Annotated in this window: 12 protein-coding genes; all 12 read right to left on the minus strand. The window is 38.5% G+C overall.

Going from position 1 to position 18,505, the window contains the following annotated elements; genetic code table 11:
* Positions 1-4 precede the first annotated feature (4 nt).
* Complete coding sequence (locus K6V26_RS12060) at positions 5-1,207, minus strand: capsular polysaccharide biosynthesis protein CapF (protein ID WP_048317739.1); 1,203 nt, start codon at positions 1,205-1,207, stop codon at positions 5-7.
* Positions 1,208-1,232: 25 nt separating this feature from the next.
* Positions 1,233-2,324, minus strand: coding sequence for a polysaccharide biosynthesis protein (locus tag K6V26_RS12065; RefSeq protein WP_224265439.1), 1,092 nt, complete (start codon positions 2,322-2,324; stop codon positions 1,233-1,235).
* A 29-nt stretch (positions 2,325-2,353) separates the two neighbouring features.
* On the minus strand, positions 2,354-3,520 hold the full coding sequence (locus tag K6V26_RS12070) for an N-acetyl sugar amidotransferase (protein ID WP_224265440.1): 1,167 nt from the start codon (positions 3,518-3,520) through the stop codon (positions 2,354-2,356).
* A 2-nt stretch (positions 3,521-3,522) separates the two neighbouring features.
* Positions 3,523-4,254: a glycosyltransferase gene (locus K6V26_RS12075; RefSeq protein WP_262905168.1), complete on the minus strand. Its 732-nt coding sequence runs from the start codon at positions 4,252-4,254 to the stop codon at positions 3,523-3,525.
* A gap of 14 nt (positions 4,255-4,268) precedes the next feature.
* On the minus strand, positions 4,269-5,429 hold the full coding sequence (locus K6V26_RS12080; RefSeq protein WP_152683199.1) for a hypothetical protein: 1,161 nt from the start codon (positions 5,427-5,429) through the stop codon (positions 4,269-4,271).
* Positions 5,430-5,449: 20 nt separating this feature from the next.
* The gene (locus K6V26_RS12085; protein ID WP_195586728.1) at positions 5,450-6,244 is read right to left on the minus strand and encodes a glycosyltransferase family 2 protein; all 795 of its coding nucleotides are present in this window, start codon (positions 6,242-6,244) and stop codon (positions 5,450-5,452) included.
* 6 nt (positions 6,245-6,250) lie between these two features.
* On the minus strand, positions 6,251-8,128 hold the full coding sequence (locus K6V26_RS12090) for a protein kinase domain-containing protein (RefSeq protein WP_224265442.1): 1,878 nt from the start codon (positions 8,126-8,128) through the stop codon (positions 6,251-6,253).
* Positions 8,129-8,130: 2 nt separating this feature from the next.
* Positions 8,131-9,564, minus strand: a complete 1,434-nt coding sequence (locus K6V26_RS12095; RefSeq protein WP_048317970.1) for a lipopolysaccharide biosynthesis protein — start codon at positions 9,562-9,564, stop codon at positions 8,131-8,133.
* A gap of 84 nt (positions 9,565-9,648) precedes the next feature.
* Positions 9,649-11,583 (minus strand): UDP-N-acetylglucosamine 4,6-dehydratase family protein, encoded by a 1,935-nt coding sequence (locus K6V26_RS12100; RefSeq protein ID WP_195586730.1) that lies wholly within the window; start codon positions 11,581-11,583, stop codon positions 9,649-9,651.
* Positions 11,584-11,945: 362 nt separating this feature from the next.
* Positions 11,946-13,532 carry an ATP-binding protein gene (locus K6V26_RS12105; protein WP_224265443.1) on the minus strand — a complete coding sequence of 529 codons (1,587 nt, stop codon included), beginning with the start codon at positions 13,530-13,532 and terminating at the stop codon, positions 11,946-11,948.
* A 190-nt stretch (positions 13,533-13,722) separates the two neighbouring features.
* Complete coding sequence (locus K6V26_RS12110) at positions 13,723-16,005, minus strand: GH92 family glycosyl hydrolase (protein ID WP_224265444.1); 2,283 nt, start codon at positions 16,003-16,005, stop codon at positions 13,723-13,725.
* 20 nt (positions 16,006-16,025) lie between these two features.
* Positions 16,026-18,341 (minus strand): GH92 family glycosyl hydrolase, encoded by a 2,316-nt coding sequence (locus K6V26_RS12115; RefSeq protein ID WP_129698728.1) that lies wholly within the window; start codon positions 18,339-18,341, stop codon positions 16,026-16,028.
* Positions 18,342-18,505: the final 164 nt, after the last annotated feature.

The raw sequence follows: 18,505 nt of genomic DNA on the forward strand, positions 1-18,505 counted from the left end.
TTTCTTATTTTACAGGTTCAAAATAAGTATCAGGACGGTCTGGATCAAAACTTTCGTTTGCCCACATCACAGTCACCAAATCCTCCGTATCGGAAAGATTTATGATATTGTGCGTATAACCAGGTAACATATGTACCGCCTCGATCTTCTCTCCACTCACCTCAAACTCAATTACCTCATTCGATCCAATCTTACGCTCCTGTATCAAGCCATGACCGGAAACCACAATAAAGAACTCCCATTTGGTATGGTGCCAATGCTGACCTTTTGTGATACCGGGCTTAGAGATATTGACGCTCACCTGTCCACAGTTTTTGGTACGGAGCAGTTCGGTAAAACTACCACGAGCATCCACGTTCATCTTCAACGGAAAGGAAACTTTCTCCTTGGGCAAATAACTTAGGAAAGTACTATATAACTTCTTAGCAAAACTGCCATACGGAATTTCTGGTAAGACCAACGTAGCGGGCTGACTCTTGAACTCCTCCAGCAAACGCACAATCTCACCCAGTTTCACCTTATGCGTGATCGGGACAGCGCAATAACGTCCCCCCTCGGTCAATACAGTCTCTACTCCATCAAACTCGCAACGATGCTCCTTCCCCCTCAAGGCAGCGATCATCTCCTCCACCAAGTCATCGATATAAAGCAGTTCCAATTCTACCATAGGATCGTTCACCATGATAGGCAAGTCGTTCGCTATATTATGACAGAAGGTAACCACTGCACTGTTATAGTTCGGGCGACACCATTTACCGAAAAGGTTCGGAAAGCGGTACACTAATACCTTAGCACCAGTCTCCTTGCCATATTCGAACATCAACTCCTCACCCGCCTTCTTACTCTTACCATATTCGGAAGTACCGAAACGTCCTGCCAACGTAGCCTGGATAGAGCTGGAAATCATCACTGGGCAGTTATTATGATGTATCTTCAAGGTATCGAGCAGCGTAGATGCAAAACCAAAGTTGCCTCGCATAAACTCCTCTTGGCTTTGCGGACGGTTCACTCCCGCCAAATTGAACACAAAGTCACAATCACGACAATAAACCTCTAACTCTTCCGAAGTAGAATCTATATCATATTCATAGACAGCACTCACTGTCAAGTCGCCATAACATCTCGCCTTCCCCTCCTGAATATTCCTCAATTGGGATACTAGATTCCGCCCCACGAATCCTTGGGAACCGGTAACAAGAATTTTCATTACAATATCTGTTCTTTTGTATTACTTACTCACTACGGATTTCACGACCTTTGGAGCCAGACACTAACCCCAGATCCTCTTGGATAAAACGCAAGCGCATCAACTGCTCTTTCATGCCCTCCACATCCAGACGAACGGTATTATGACTATGATAATCCTCAATAGTAGAAACTTCCTCGTTACCCTCGGTAAAGAACTTATCATAATTCAAGTCACGGTTATCACAAGGGATACGATAATAATTCCCCATATCAATCGACTTTGCCATCTCCTCACGAGTCACCAACGTCTCATACAGTTTTTCGCCATGACGGGTTCCGATCACTTTCACCTCGGTCTCCCCATACCTAGGATTTACCTTAGTATAGATCTCCTTCAAAGCCATGGCCAAGGTAGAAAGTGTAGCCGCAGGAGCTTTCTGCACAAAAAGATCTCCATTTTCTCCATGGGTAAAAGCATAAACCACCAAATCCACCGCATCATCCAGTGTCATCATAAAGCGCGTCATCTCCGGATCAGTGATGGTTATAGGCTTACCATCCATCATCTGTTCCACCCACAAAGGGATCACGGAACCACGAGATGCCATCACATTCCCATAGCGAGTACAGCAAATCGTAGTCTTGGCATCCTTACCCAAGGCACGCCCCTGAGCAATCGCAACCTTTTCCATAAGCGCCTTGGAGATCCCCATGGCGTTTATTGGATAAGCCGCTTTATCCGTGGAGAGCACCACCACATTACTAACCCCATGAGCGATAGCGGAAAGCAGTACGTTGTTCGTTCCCTCCACATTTGTACGAACAGCCTCCATTGGGAAAAACTCACAGCTTGGAACCTGTTTCAAGGCTGCAGCAGCGAACACATAGTCCACTCCATCCATCACAAAATCCACCGCCTCCCGCTGGCGCACATTCCCAATAAAAAACTTCACCTTATGAGCCACCTCCGGGCGTTGTGCCTGCAAGAAATGACGCATATCATCTTGCTTCTTCTCATCACGAGAGAAGATACGAACCTCCTTGATGTCGCTATCCAAGAAACGACGAAGTACGGCATTCCCGAAAGAGCCGGTACCGCCTGTGATCAACAGGACTTTGTCTTTAAAAATTGACATGATTGTATTTAGCTTAGGACAATACAAATCTATTTCCTTACTCGTTTTTCTTTTCCTAACGCAAACATTATTTTCACGCCAAGATTAATCAGCCAGCGACTCCCATGCTTATATTCACAACCTCTCATAAAAGGCATATTGAGATAGGATTGTAACTCTGACTCCGATATACGTAAGAATTCAGCTACCTGTTTAAACATCTCACAGCCTTCCTCTTCCGTTACTGAGGGATTGGATAATCTTTCCAATGCCTGTTCACGAGTCATCTGCCCCGTCACAACAAGGGAGGATAACTGATGATTACGTACATCATAGCCAAAACGTTTAGGGTACCACCAAGCCTCCAAAAATTTTGTTATCAAACTCTCAAAATGCTTTTGTGGGTACGCAATATATCCATATTCATCAAAAAGAGTCCTCTTGATAACTTCATAGTTATATGGTATAAGATTCAAAGGTTTTACCACCTTAATTCCTTTTATATAGGGTAGCCAAATCTTTCTGCGATAGGTATTCGTAAACGTATAATTTTTCAATGGTGAGGGTGAATGTTTTTCCAAAATATCATTCAGAAATACAGTATCTGTCGTACTCCCCCCATATACAGCTCCCCAATACGCAGGATTAGTATATACCTCGGTTGATATGTTTTCACCATTGAGAATATACTTAATACCATTATCTACAGCATACTGCTCAACCATTTGCACAAAAGCATGATCCTGAGGTATATCCAAACAAGTCAAGCCAGTACGGAACATGGCAAGTTGGAAATTACGCATATCTTCCCGATCAATCTTCGCAATCTTTAAATCAACCTCTAACTTATTGCATATAGCATTAATATTTTGAACACCAAGCGGTAAATCAAAACCCGAATCCACGTGAAAAACAAGAGGACGTAGCCCCCATTCCTTAACGGCCATATGTAGAACATAGCTAGAATCAAAACCACCGGACAGACCAATAAGGCAATCATATTGTTTCCCTTTTCCCGCCTTTTTGATTTTTGTCAATAGTACCTCAAGTTCTTTCTCATGCCCTCGACCATGGTTCCAATGAGCCGCAACCGTTTTTTCATACATATTACAACGCTCACACTTTCCATTAGACTCAATTATCATGGATGGATCTGACTTTGTGTCCATAACACAATGAGTGCAAATCTGATACGTTTTTTCAGTCTTATTTACCATAGCTATTTATTTCTAGTAATAAATTTCCACATATACTTTCTTAGATAAAGATGAATAATTGAAATCAAAAAGATAATTCTAGAATTAATTTTTCTTATAATATTTCTTTTAACAATACTAGCATTTTCACCATGCACTTTATGCAATAAAGAACAATATTCTAAATGCAAATTAGAACAACAAATATTAGCAGCAAAAGCAATCCATAAATCATGAGATTCTATATAAAAAGGAAAAGGAAGTATGATATTTTTCAATTCATATCTAAAAGCCATAGCACAACCATAATATGAACGTTTTTTCAAGAATATTCCAAAAATATTCCTGATATACCTATTAGAATCTAACGAATGTAGCATAGGAGATAATGTACTACAAGTATTACCATCTCCATCTATACAAGAAAAGAGTGTAGAAACTAGTAATACATTAGATATATCTAAAGCATCTTTCATAGTTTTCATACGTCCCGGACACCAAATATCATCTTGATCTGATAAAAAAATATACTCTCCACAAGCTAACGATATAGCTTTCTCAAAAGTCTTATTCACTCCTAGATTCTCTGAATTACAAAAAATCCTTATTCGTGTATCACTATAAGCTCGAATTAAATCTACTGTGTTATCTTTAGAGCAATCATCTACAATCACAATTTCATCATTATGTGAAATTTGATACAATATAGAATCCAATTGTTCACAAACAAATCTAGCTCCATTATATGTCGCCATACACACACTGATTTTCATCTCGGATAAATTTTTATTAAATATAAAGTAAGACAATTCAACAAAACCAAAGTTGGATGCATTAATAAAGGATTTCCAATAGAAGGAAACATATATCCTAAAGATGAAAAAACTATAACAGATTCAATATTTTTACTCTTCCAGAGTATACATATGGATCTAAAAAACATGTATGCCCACCCCCCAAACAAAAAAAGTGAAAAAACACCAAACTTATGAATTAAATTAATATATGTCAATTCGAAACCATAAGGAGCATCTTGTGAACGTACAATTCCAGAAATAGTTGCTCCCAATCCTTTACCCCAAAAACTTAAATCATCTAACATATAATATAATTGATCATATCTAACACTATTTCCACTTGCTTCCGAAGAAAATAAGTTCTCTACTAATAGCCAATAATCTAAAAAATATAGTAATACAGAAAAAAATATCAAAATAAAAGAAGAGATAAGAATAGAGGCATTCATTTTAAGCCGAACAATAGCGCGAAATAGTACAATTATTGTTATTCCTCCTAAAATGATCAAACAACCTAAAATAAAACCTTTGGATGCAGTAATAATACATAATGAAAATATAGATAGTAATAGAAAGAGAAAAGAATAACTACTCATCCAGTTTGTTTTTTTCAAATTTGAAATAAAAGAATAGTAAGAATAACCTAATAATGGATATACAATAGTAGCTGTAGTAAAATACATCACTCTCAATTGTCCATCAGGAGTCACATATGCATTATTTTCATAAAAAGGAATATTGAGCCCTCCAATAAAAGAAATAAAACCTAAAATAGAATATAAACATATAAATAAACTTGCATTCAAAATTATTAATTCAATTTCATTTTTTGATATCCTAAATAAAGACAACATAAAATAAAATAAATAACAAATCATTCCAGCAAAATTAGCAACAATATAAGTAATATTATTATCTAAAATAATTCCTCTAATAAAGCCATACAACCAAACCAAAAAGAAAAACAAAGCAATATAATCTTCAATTTTATTTGAAAAATAAAATTTCATTTTCAATCTAACAATTCTAATTGAAGATAAAAAAAGAAGAATAAAGAAAAACATATAACCAGCATTTGTTGAAAATCCAACAGAGAGAGAAAGTAATAACACTATTAAAAACAAAGATCTCATATAAACAAATCAAAACAATATTATCTCAATCGTTTCAAAATCACACAAATACGATAATATAAGTAAACAAATAAATTCATATTAATAATTTTATTTACAACAGAATACCTATTTATATTTTCCTTCATTGAATGTAGCATATTCAGTATTGGAAAATGATATTCAGCAGCACCTAAGACATTTTTTTCATGCTGCCTATATAAAGTCATTTTTTCATTAATAGGATAAATAACTCCTTTATTAGCTAAGACACACATTGCAATCCATGAATCATGCATACACATACATTTATTCCTTAAAGAGACAAGCTTAGCCTTTTCATTTATCATCATAGTACATCCTGTAACGTAATTCAAGACTTTCAAATAATTTGAGTTGTTAACTAACTTTTCAAGTTTAGAATAAAACCAAAATGATTTATTTATAATATTCAAATCGGAATCTACAACAACTAAGTCGGAAAAGATTAGCACAGGACTATCTACAGGCTTCTCTTGCATCGCTATATATGTTTTTTCTATCTTATAAGGTAACCATACGTCATCTTGATCACAAAACATATAATAATCAGCATTCACTTGTTCTAGAAGCCACATAAAGCTTTGAGCTGCTCCTCTGTGAACAATAAGATCTGGTAAATATATTATATTTTCATATTGGTCACAATATTGATTAATAATAGCTATTGTTCCATCTGAAGATCCATCATCATGAATATATAAAGTCCAATCTTCATATGATTGATTAATTATAGAATTAAGTTGTTCTATAAGAAACTTTTCACCATTATATGTTGCAAGTAAAATTGCCACCATACAGATTTACATTTTACAAAGTTTATTATACAAATATTTTTGTATCTTGGGTATATCACCCCAAATATCAAAAAAAACAAATACTCTAACAAAAAAATAATATAATCTACGCATAATAAAAGATTCCATCTTACAAATAAAATATTTTATAACAAGAGTAATTGGCATATTAATTTTCACATTTGATTTATCTATTCTAGCATCGATATTGAGCCCTATTGACAAACATGTTTTTTTCAAAGAACAAGAATCATTCCATCCATATTTTTTATATTTAAACTCTTTAGTTCCAAGAGCCACAGCCATCTCCGGATTGTCAATCAAAGACTGTACTTCTTTATAATTCAAAGCATCTACCGAAAATTGAAAATCTAACAATTTCAATACTCCATCAACCACCAGAAAGTTATCAGGTCGTATATCTCTGTGAACAATATGCGATTCATATAAAGACTGATAAATCTCTCCCATTTGTTTCTGAATTTCTAATTTTTCTCTTATACTTGCGTATTTTAGATAATCAGATAACTTAATCCCATCCAAATATTCAAATACAACTAAAGAATGTTCTCCATCATTCAAATAAAATAGTGGAGATAAAAAATACTTTGAATTATAAGTAGATATCTTTTTTGAATAAAAATATTCATTCTCACAAGATCCCTTCACTCCTCCATATTTGATAAAAGTTTTTAACCCATCTAAATATCCTTTAAAATAAACATACCCACTATCAGTATAATTACCTATTAAACAAGGTTGAATGTCCTGAATTGGAGTATTATTCTTCAAATAATTACAAGCACATTCTAATCCAACTACCTTCTTTGAATAAAAACAATGCCAATCTTCTTCTACTCTCGAAAATTCATATTTATTTTTACTCATGAATTTAATCAATAAGTCATAATACAAATCCATAGGATATGTATAATTATCTATATCATAGATATTATCTAACTTCAATTGATAAAATTCTTTTTCTAAATATGGCAAATAATCAGATGATATATGACTTTTATGAATCAGACAATGATAAATTAGTGCATAAAAATCATTCTCAATATCTAAACAATACACTCCTCTCTTCATAATTCTATATTGTAACATTCTTTTATGCCACAAATATGTATGATATGGTAACTTTGTTTCCCATAAATCAAATATATAGACTTTCCCATTAATCATCACCTTTACTTTAGGACGAATAGGGAAAAAACAAATTTGAGAACCATTCAATAAATAAACTACATTTTTATAATCTTCTATCAACAAGTCAATATCTAAATGTTTTTCTAAAACATTATCTGTGAATAAATTCTCAAATCCCCTTAATATTACATAATCTACTGTATTATTGAGTACGTAAAATAACTCTTCCAAATTTTTCCATGTTTCTGTTCCTGATAGATTTCTTTTTACCTGCTTAATTTCATTATCCCAAGAACGAATAGCAATACTCAAATAATCATTATAATTTATACCTAATAGTAATGTTATATCATGATTTGTTTCTTGAGTATTATTTGTAGCATGAATTTTATGTCCTCCGCCTGTCAATTTACGATATTTCGTTTTTAAATCAAACATTTTTATATTGACATTTTCTTCACCATGACTTGTTTTTCTCATTTCATAATGAGGAGTATCGTCCCACACTAAAATAAGAAGAAACTTACCGCAGCCACATTCTTTCTCTTTGAAAGAACGATTAGGTAATTTCACACCATAAAAACGAGTAAAATTCTTTGCAACATAATCACGTGACCACTCTATCTCAAAACATTCCAATATTTTAAGATTCTGTTTAATATCATTTAATATATTATCCTGCAGATATCTTGCTTTTTCCCAAATAATCAACAAATGAAGTTCTCCCTTCATATTCATTTTCTATTTAATATAATATTATATACTTCTACAAAAGAAATATCCTTTGTTACTATGGCTAATAGAGTATAACTTAATATACCGACACTAACACCCACTAAAATTTTCAGTAATGGAGATACAATAAAAAATATAGTAATAAACATAATTCCTCCCATTAATAATGACTTAATAAATATGGGATAGATAACTTTAAGCTGTTTAATTAATCCATAGCCCAATAATTTATCTGTTTGATTAGCATTAATTAAAAAAGCGACAAGTGCATATACAGTTGTTCCCCAACAAATCCAATACATACCTAATTGCACTGTAATAAACACAATTATAAAACCTATCATTTTTTTCAAAATACCTGTTTTCAAAATAATATCAGAACGTCCTTTTACAATAATAAGATTCAAATTAATTAGTGTTAAAGGTATCCACAACATTCCAAAAGATAATATCTGTAAATAAGGCACACATGACATCCATTTTTCACCTAGTAATACATATATTATTGAGGAAGACAATACTATAATCGATATCAGAAATGGATATATAAAGAACAACGAAAAAGCAAATATTTTTTCATAAGCACCTAACAATTTAATATTATCATCCTGTAAAGGAGATAATACTGGCAGACTGACTTTCAAAACAACCTGTTGAAGAACAGATTGAGGAACAAACACAAACTGTTGACTCCTCACATAATAACCGACATCTAATGTTTTATAATATTTCCCTATAATCAATGCATAAATATTATCATATATAATATCTATAAATGAAATCAATAGCATTTTTGAACCAAATGAAAAAAGAGATTTAAAAGATTGTATAGAAAAACGAAATAAGGGCCTCCATTTGGATACGCACCACAATAATATCATCCGAATAAAAGCACAAAGAACATTTTGAACCACCAAGGCCCATACGCCTAAGCCATAATATGCCATTACTATACCTACTATTCCAGACAACGCCAGTGAAATTGAATTAGCATAAAATTGAAGCTTAAAACATAATTCAGACGTCAATTTAGATGTTTGAGCAATAGTCAACGAGTTTATAAATAGAGTTATCCCGTAAACTCGAGTGATATTTACTAAAGCCGGCAAATTATAAAAACTGGCAATAAATGGAGCACAAATATATAAAAGTAAATATACAAACAAACCTACAACAACATTAAAATAAAAAGCCGTAGAATAATCTATATTTGTTTTTTCTTTGAGTTGTATTAAAGCTGTTCCAAATCCACTATCTAGCATTGCAGAACCCAAAGAGATAAAAATGGTTAACATCCCCATTATTCCATATTCCGACGGAGAAATTAAACGAGCAACAATAATACCTATAGCAAATTGAAGAATTTGTATTCCTACTCTTTCCAAAGCAGTCCATTTTACAGCACTTATGGCTTTACTCCTTAATCCTCCCACAAAAAATATATTAAGGAGTATGTATTAACCATTTCCCGTAGAAGTCGTTCCATAAAACAAGCTTGCATAATTTATCTATTTAGATTATTTATCCAATTTTTCATACTCAGAATTCTTACTTACGAACTCCGGCACAATTGATTTCATCACTTTCACAGCTTCCAACTTTTCTACTCGAATAGATAGATCTACCAAGCGTGTAATAAGTATTGATATATCCATAAAATCATATTTTCTCACTTTTGCACGAAAGATTTTAGCATTGTTAGTGGGGAGAGTATTTTCTTTGGTTGCCAGCAACTCTTCATACAACTTCTCACCCGGACGAAGGCCGGTATATTTTATTTCGATATCTTTTTCGGGGATAAGACCGGCCAATTCTATCATTCGACGTGCCAGGTCGGCAATCTTTACCGGGGTACCCATATCAAATACGAAAATCTCATTTCCTTTACCCATAAAAGCAGCTTCCAAAACAAGGCGGCAGGCTTCAGGGATTGTCATGAAATAACGGATAATATCGGGATGGGTGACTGTTAAAGGACCTCCTTTAGCCAACTGTTCACGGAAACGGGGAATGACAGAACCGTTACTGCCTAACACATTACCAAAGCGGGTAGTGATAAAACGGGTTTTTCCCGGATGTAACCCTTTACTTATCGCTATACTCAGACTCTGCACATAGATCTCGGCCAGGCGTTTGGAGGCTCCCATCACATTGGTAGGATTGACTGCCTTATCGGTAGAGATCATAATAAATTTGTCGGCACCATATTTTACGGACATGTCGGCCATATTACGGGTTCCCTGGACGTTGGTATGTACAGCTTCACAAGGGTTTTCTTCCATCAGAGGGACATGCTTATAGGCTGCTGCATGGAAGACATATTGGGGATGGAAAGTTTTAAAAACACTTTCTACACGGGCAAGCATCCTGACATCTCCCATGATCGGAGTGAAGACAACATCGGGAAAACGATCTGCCAACTCCAAACGGATGGTATGCATAGGTGTCTCGGCACTATCAAACAAGATCAGTTGCTTCAAACCAAATGTACAAAGTTGTCGACAAAGTTCACTACCGATAGATCCGGCAGCGCCTGTAACCATAACAACTTTACCCCCTAATTCATCTGCTATTTCTTTCAGGTTGATATTTATTTCATCACGTCCTAACAGATCTTCGATACGAACCTCCGGTAGATTTCGTAAATTGACTGTCCCTCCTTTTAACTCATCCACAGTAGGAAGCATCAACATACGAACCTTTTTCCGCTCACAATAACGAACCAGGCGTTCACTTTCTGCTTTTACTGCATGATAGTCGGTAAACAAAATAGCCTTGATACCTTTTCGGTTTACCAAACCATTAAATTCCAACTGATCTTTTACCGAATAGACCGGACATCCTCCTATACGGATCTTACTTCTTTTTCCTATTCGTATATACCCTTCAATCTGATAATTATCCGATTGTTTCCAAAGGGAAGTGGCAGGCGAATTAGATACAGCGTCTTCCTCCCTGTAAATCAACAGCCTCTCATTATTGGAAGCCACACTTCTAACTATCATGCTATACATTATTATTAATAAAGCACGAAATATTGTCAGGATGAAGAAGGTCAGGAATAAATCAAGCAGACCTCCTAAAAAGACTTGAAGAAAAGATAACGAGTGGATAAAACAGGAAAGGACTACAATCATCAAAGCAGCTTTCACAAAGGAGGCAATAGCAATACGCCCCGTCTCTGTAAAAGTAGAATGACGAATGACACCTTTATAGGTCTGGCAGGAGAGAAAACAGATTGTACTGCATAGGATGGAAAAGAGATTTATATAAATAAACTCATGTACCGGCAGACTTATTTTCAAAATATTGCCAAGGGTCGCAAAAACTAAAAAAGTGGATAAAACCGAGAAAAACAGGTCTATAAAAAAGATTATCCACCGATTAAAGTATTTTTGCTTCGAGAAGAGAATGATAAAATCGCTGATTTTCAACACATTAATACTAGTCATATATCATAAAAATGTTCGTCAGTCCCATAACGGAAATAACGATTATTGCTTGTTTTTCAAAGCCTGTACAAAGAAAAGGGTGACTAGAAAAAACGATCGTTTTTTCTAGTCACCCTTTTTCTGTTTAAAATCGTTAATCACTGATTAACAGATATTTCGTATGAATCAGAGGCATAATATTGATACTTAGGGGAATAATAATTTAGAAAAGGCTTTGATTATTGGATTATAAAGAATACTTTTGCACACGAATAAATGACTAGAAAAAACGATCGTTTTTTCTAGTCATTTCACTTTTATCCCATTAATTATTTGATCTTATTTTTTAATTTATATATGGATAAACGTTTTTAATTATGCATTTATTTCGGCATCGAAGTTGCAGAAGGGTTCTCCTCAACGATTCCCCATTCTCCGATATTCCGTTCTTTCCGATCGAACGAAACACCGACTTTTATAAGTTTACGATGATCTATTTGATAAGGTAACAGGTATCCTTTATCGTTTATTTGTTGTAAAGCATCTTCTATACTTCCGTCCAACTTAAATTCGAAAACGTAAATATATTCTCCAGTTTTGACAACTGCATCCGCACGGCCTTTGGCACTACGGACCTCTGCATCACAGAACTGCCCCATCAATTTAAAGATCAGATAAAAGACAACCTGGTAATGACGCTCTGTCTTGTCATTCAATTCATAAGGGAAATCCGCAAAAAAAGCACGCATACGTCGCATAAAAGCATCGACATCGCCGGACTCCAGTTCATGGACAAATTTACCGATATAGAAGCCTCTTGCTTCTTCAGTGATGGAAGAATAGAAAGGAGTGATAAAGTTTAGGAATCCGTAACGCACTTCTTCGTTTGGAAATTCCAGTTTATAGAGTTTAAAACGAGCATCGTATTCTTTGATTGTCAGATATCCGCTTTGATAGATTAACGGGATCGGGTTGTTCCGTTCAGCACGGTATTCGGTAAAAGCCGATGCTTGTGTCTCTACACCATCGATCAAAAGACGAAGGTCGTATTCACTTTTCTTCAATAACTCTACCAAAAAGGTGGGAGTTCCGGTCTGGAACCAATAATCGCCAAACTCTCTTTTGTCTAATGCACTTAACGTACTGAAAGGATTAAACACTCCCTCCCGGTTCGGATGAAAGTGGTAGCCGTCGTATTGCTTCACCATCATTTCAACTGTTTCTTCCCATGTCAGTGACTGCATTTGACCTAGCTGTTCCAATTCGGGACGCAAGTTCGCAGTTAACTCTTGATGTGTTATACCGCAAAGAGTTGCATAATTATAGTCGAGGCTTATATCATTAAGTTGGTTCAAATCACTAAAAACGCTTACTTGTGCAAATTTAGTGACACCGGTCAGGAATACAAAACGCAAGTAACGGTCAGCACTTTTGAGAACGCCATAGAACGCTTTCATCGTACGCCGATAGGCTTCCATCAAAGATTCATTATTAATCGCCTGCAAAAGAGGTTTATCGTATTCGTCGATCAAAACAACTACCTGACGCCCGGTTTGTTCCCAGGCACGACGAATGACATAGAAAAAACGTTCTTCCGGAACACGCAATTTCATTTCATCTCCATAAACAGCTTCCCACATTTCCAGATATTGATTTAAAATAGCTACCAGATCTGCTTCCGTTTCATATTTACGGGCATTCAAATCAAGATGCAACACCGGATAAGTATTCCACTCCTGTTCTAATTTTTCAATGGCCAAACCTTCAAATAGTTCTTTTTTTCCTTGAAAATAGGCCTCCAATGTAGAAATCAGTAAACTCTTTCCGAAACGACGGGGACGACTGAGAAAATAAGGCTTTCCCTTCATCACCAATTCATAAATCAATGCTGTTTTATCGACATACAAATAGTTCCCATTCCGAATATCTTCAAAATCTTGTATTCCTATCGGTAATTTACGACTCATCATTATACGCTATTTTAACTTATATCTAGTTGTTGAACAAAGATAAACATTTATCCGTATAAAGCGGAAACAACCAACCAATTAATATCAACCACAACAGAATATCCAAAAAAAATCAGCCAAGTAGCAAACCCATATACTACCTGGCTGATTTTATTTTAAGAATTCCAGATCAAATCAGGAAAGAAAATCATTATTGAGGCATCGGAGCTGCTGAAGGCGGAGGTGTCTTTGTCCCCCACTCTTTATTGGCTCTCGGACCCATTTCAAGTTCAAGCAGGCCGCCTTGGGCGATGTCGCTGTGCTGGAACCAAGGCTGGTTCAAGACTTCCCCGTTCAAGCGGGCCGACTGCACATATTTGTTTTCTTCGGAAGCGTTGTTTGCTTTGATCTCAAACGCATTGCCGTTTCCCAGGTCGATCTTCACATCGGTAAATACCGGGCTACCTATATTATAGGTAGGCGAACCAGGAGTAACCGGATAGAATCCCATCTGGCTGAACACTACGAAAGCAGACATGCCACCACCGTCTTCATCACCGGGGACACCCATCACGTCGTTACGGAACCACTGGTTCAACAGCGTACGGATACGTTTCTGAGTCTTCCAGGGCTGACCGGCATAGTTATACAGATACGGGATATGCAGACTCGGCTCGTTGGCCATCGAGAACATACCTACATTGCCGGTATGGTCGGGAAGGAAGGAATAAAAACTCCATTTGGACATACCGAGCGGTTCGTTGAACATGGAATCGAGATCCAAAACGAATGCTTTGTCACCACCGATCATAGAGATCAGGTCGCCGATGTTATGCTGTACGTCCCAACGATACACATAGGCATTGTTCTCATCGTAATAATCGCGGGCACCCAGGCCACCGTCATAACGGTAATCCATCGGTTCGATGAACTTGCCGTCTTTATCCTTCGGATGGAAGAAACGGGTTGCGGGGTTGAACAGGTTGCGGTAGTTGTAGGATTCGCGCAGGTAATGTTTGGCTTCGTCAGTCTTACCCAGTTCGGCTGCTATCTGTGAGAGACACCATTGGTCGTAGGCTGTTCCCAGCGTAACGGCTACCGGCTGGCGTTTTTCCCAGATAGAGACGTTGGCTACCGTTTCCTTTTCACCGGGTTTCAATGCAGGGATATAACCGTGTTCCTTATAGAAATCATCCAACCATCCGGCAGGGGCAGCCGACCAGGGGATCAGTGTTTTCTCTTCGATACCTTTCTTTGAAGCAATATAAGCCTTTTCCAGGTCGAAGCCGCGTAAACCTTTCTTCCAGGCATCGATCACGGTGGCAACGGCATGGTTGGAGTTCATACGACGGGAGTCGCCGGTCACTTCCGGGAAGGTCGGCATCCAGTTCGTACCCATCTGTTCCGCCATCAGCAGGAAAGAGTTGATGATATCGCTTTCACGTTCATTGTCGATCAGGATACGCAACGGATGGGTTGCACGGTAGGTATCCCAGATCCAGTCGTCGGTATAGAACGGACGACCGCCGTCTTCATGGATCTGACCGTCGAAGGCACTGTAGTAACGGCCGTCTTCGCTCAGGTTGACCGGACGTTCGTAGCAACGGTATAAAGAGGTATAGAATACGGTCTTGTCGTCGTTGGTTCCGCCTTGCGTCTGGATTTTGCCGAGGGCATCGTTCCAGTCGTTGCGGGCGATCTTGGCTACAACGTCCACATCGTAGGCGGCGATCTCACGTTCGAGGTTCTTCTTTGCCTGGTCTTCGCTGATGAAGGAGATACCGTAACGCACACCGAGTTTCTTCACGTCATTCCCGTAAGAAAGGACAAGGGCAGCGTCTTTACCTTCTACCGACGTTTCACCGTATTTCACGGTGTTATCTCCCAATACGCCACATTGTTGCGGAGCTTTGTCTGTTTCGGCATAGAGATAGACTTTCGTCTTCCGGTCTACGAACTGGTAACCGCTGACGCTCTTTCCATCGCTCTTCAACTGCCCGTTACGGCTGTTGAAGATCAGATAGGCAGGCCCTTCTCCTTCAAAAGTGATGCCATAGACGGCACTCTGATGCGAAGGGGCAAAGTCTACATCTATATTATTATCGTCCAGATATACCTGGTAACGATACGGATAGATCTTCTCATGGTCATAGCTGTAATTGATAACCGGCTTCAATCCGGATTCTTCTCCCTGATACGGGCTCAGATTAAAAGCAGAACTTCCGCGGTGGCTGGTTACGATAACCGGCAGTCCGCTCAACATATCACCTGTAAAGTCGGCACGCTCCGGATAGACACGGAGCATACTGTTAGGTAAATGTACGGTCGGATAGGTAGGCACCAGCAAGTGACTGATGTTTCCCATATAGGGATTGACATAGTCTACCGGGCTTTTCTGCTCCGACGGGAGACCTCCTCCGGCAGCGCAGGAGGCCAGTAAAAAAGCTGAAGCCAGCAAGGCAACAGATGTCTTGATTTTTTTGTTTAATTTCATCTTAGTATTCAATTCTGTATTTATTTTTTCTTCTTTTCATCCACTGAGAATGAATAAGGGAAGTCTTCCGGGTTAACACCTCTGTTCAGGTTGGGTTTGTCGCCCATCTTAATATCGAGGACACCGCCTTTCAGCAGTTCGTTGTGGTCGAGATAGTTCTTGGTATAATTCACGCCGTTGAATGACATCGACTCGATATAGATATTCTTGTCGCTGTTTTCGGGAGCGTTGATCACCAGGTTCTTTCCATTCTCGAAATGCAGTGTTGCCTTCTTGAACAACGGGGCGCCCAACACATACTGCGTAGTACCCGGAGCCACCGGATAGAATCCCAGGGCTGAGAATACATACCAGGCGGAAGTCTGGCCGTTGTCTTCGTCACCGCAATAACCGTCAGGTGTCGGAGTGTACATCTTATTCATTACGTCACGTACCCAGTACTGCGCTTTCCAGGGTTGTCCGGCGTAGTTATACAGGTAGATCATATGCTGGATCGGCTGGTTGCCATGTGCATAGTTACCCATGTTCATGATCTGCATTTCGCGGATCTCATGGATTACCTGTCCGTAGTAACTGTCGTCGAACAATGGCGGAACGGCAAATACGGAATCAAGCATCATCACAAAAGAGTCTTTGCCACCCATCAGGTCGATCAGTCCCTGCGGATCGTGGAAGACAGACCAGGTATAATGCCAACTATTGCCTTCGGTGAAAGCATCCCCCCACTTCAACGGAGAGAACGGTGACTGAAAAGTACCGTCGGCATTCTTTCCGCGCATCAGTTTACTTTCCTTGTCGTACAGATTTTTATAATTCATGGCACGTTTAGCATACAGGTCGAGTTCTTTCTTCGGGCGGCCCAGTTCTTTGGCGATCTGATAAATACACCAGTCGTTATAAGCATATTCCAGCGTACGGGCTGCGTTTTCATTGATCTTGACATCGTAAGGCACATATCCCAGTTTGTTGTAATACTCATGTCCCAGACGGCCGGTGGAAGACACTGTCGGGTGTACGTTTTCCGTTCCGTGGATCAGGCCTTTGTACATCGTTTCCAGGTCATCGACCTTTACGCCCTTCATATAAGCATCTACCAGGATGGAAGCCGAGTTGTTACCCACCATGCAACCACGGTGTCCCGGACTTGCCCATTCGGGGAAGAAGCCGCTTTCCTTATAGGTATTGATCAGACCTTCCTGCATTTCCTTGTTCATAGACGGATACATCAGGTTCAGGAACGGGAACAGGGCACGGAACGTATCCCAGAAACCGGTATCGGTAAACATATATCCCGGCAGCACTTCACCGTTATACGGACTGTAATGAACTACGTTTCCGGCTGCATCTATTTCGTAGAACTTACGCGGGAAAAGCAGTGAACGGTACATGCAGGAATAGAATGTACGGTACTGGTCCAATGTTCCTCCTTCTACCTCGATCTTACCCAAGACATCGTTCCAGACTTGTTTGCCTTTAGAAACCAGGGTATCGAAATTATCATTACCCAATTCTTTCATATTGATGGCAGCCTGGTCGAAGCTGATGAAGGAAGAAGCCACCTTGGCCTGAACGATCTCGCCTTTCTTCGTCTTGAAACCGATCACGGCACCCACATGACTGGAAGTCTGTTCTTTCGAACCTTCCTTCAGCGTGTTGTCGGCAAACGTCGCTTCGTAGGTAAAAGGTTTATCGAATTCGATAATAAAGTAGTTCTTGAAGTTCTCGGGAACACCGCCGCTATTCTTGGTAGAGTAACCGATAATTTTGTTTTCTTCCGGAATGACTTTGATATAAGAACCGTTATCCAACGCATCTACCACAATATAAGAATGGTCGTTTTCCGGGAAGGTGAAACGGAACAGAGCGGCACGGTCGGTCGGAGTCAGCTCCGTTATCACATCGTGATCGGCCAGATAGGCTTTATAATAATAAGGTTTCACCACTTCACTCTTATGGGAGAACCAGCTGGCACGTTTATCCTGGTCAAATTCAGGAGCGCCCACTACGGGCATAATGGCAAACTGTCCGTAATCGTTGATCCACGGACTTGGCTGGTGGGTTTGTTTGAATCCTCTTATCTTATTTGCGGTATATACATACTGCCATCCGTCTCCCATCTTTCCTGTCTGGGGAGTCCAGAAGTTCATCCCCCAGGGACGGGCAATGGCGGGATAAGTGTTTCCTGTCGATAGTTCAAAGCTCGATTGAGTTCCCATCAACGGCATTGCATACTCTACCGGGTCAAAGGCGTCGTTACCGGGAGCTGCCATAGCTGGCTTTCCAATCCAGGCCGTCATCGCGACCAAAGCAATAGCCAATACATTTTTCTTATTCATGTTTTCTTATTTTGGGTTGAATTTATATGTTTAAATGAAGCCAAATCATCAAATTCATTAATCACACAAAGATAAAGACAATCCGGAAGAGAAAGAATACAAATATCTTTAATTCACATACAAAATCACATAAAGGGGCTCTTTACATAATAATCCGGGAAGTG

Source organism: Parabacteroides goldsteinii, from assembly GCF_020091425.1.
Taxonomy (GTDB): Bacteria; Bacteroidota; Bacteroidia; order Bacteroidales; family Tannerellaceae; genus Parabacteroides; species Parabacteroides goldsteinii.

Bases quoted from the DNA above. Each gene is read 5' to 3' on its own strand.
- K6V26_RS12060 (WP_048317739.1), bottom strand. From the start codon at position 1,207: ATGAAAATTCTTGTTACCGGTTCCCAAGGATTCGTGGGGCGGAATCTA.
- K6V26_RS12065 (WP_224265439.1), bottom strand. From the start codon at position 2,324: ATGTCAATTTTTAAAGACAAAGTCCTGTTGATCACAGGCGGTACCGGC.
- K6V26_RS12070 (WP_224265440.1), bottom strand. From the start codon at position 3,520: ATGGTAAATAAGACTGAAAAAACGTATCAGATTTGCACTCATTGTGTT.
- K6V26_RS12075 (WP_262905168.1), bottom strand. From the start codon at position 4,254: ATGGCGACATATAATGGAGCTAGATTTGTTTGTGAACAATTGGATTCT.
- K6V26_RS12080 (WP_152683199.1), bottom strand. From the start codon at position 5,429: ATGAGATCTTTGTTTTTAATAGTGTTATTACTTTCTCTCTCTGTTGGA.
- K6V26_RS12085 (WP_195586728.1), bottom strand. From the start codon at position 6,244: ATGGTGGCAATTTTACTTGCAACATATAATGGTGAAAAGTTTCTTATA.
- K6V26_RS12090 (WP_224265442.1), bottom strand. From the start codon at position 8,128: ATGAAGGGAGAACTTCATTTGTTGATTATTTGGGAAAAAGCAAGATAT.
- K6V26_RS12100 (WP_195586730.1), bottom strand. From the start codon at position 11,583: ATGACTAGTATTAATGTGTTGAAAATCAGCGATTTTATCATTCTCTTC.
- K6V26_RS12105 (WP_224265443.1), bottom strand. From the start codon at position 13,532: ATGATGAGTCGTAAATTACCGATAGGAATACAAGATTTTGAAGATATT.
- K6V26_RS12110 (WP_224265444.1), bottom strand. From the start codon at position 16,005: ATGAAATTAAACAAAAAAATCAAGACATCTGTTGCCTTGCTGGCTTCA.
- K6V26_RS12115 (WP_129698728.1), bottom strand. From the start codon at position 18,341: ATGAATAAGAAAAATGTATTGGCTATTGCTTTGGTCGCGATGACGGCC.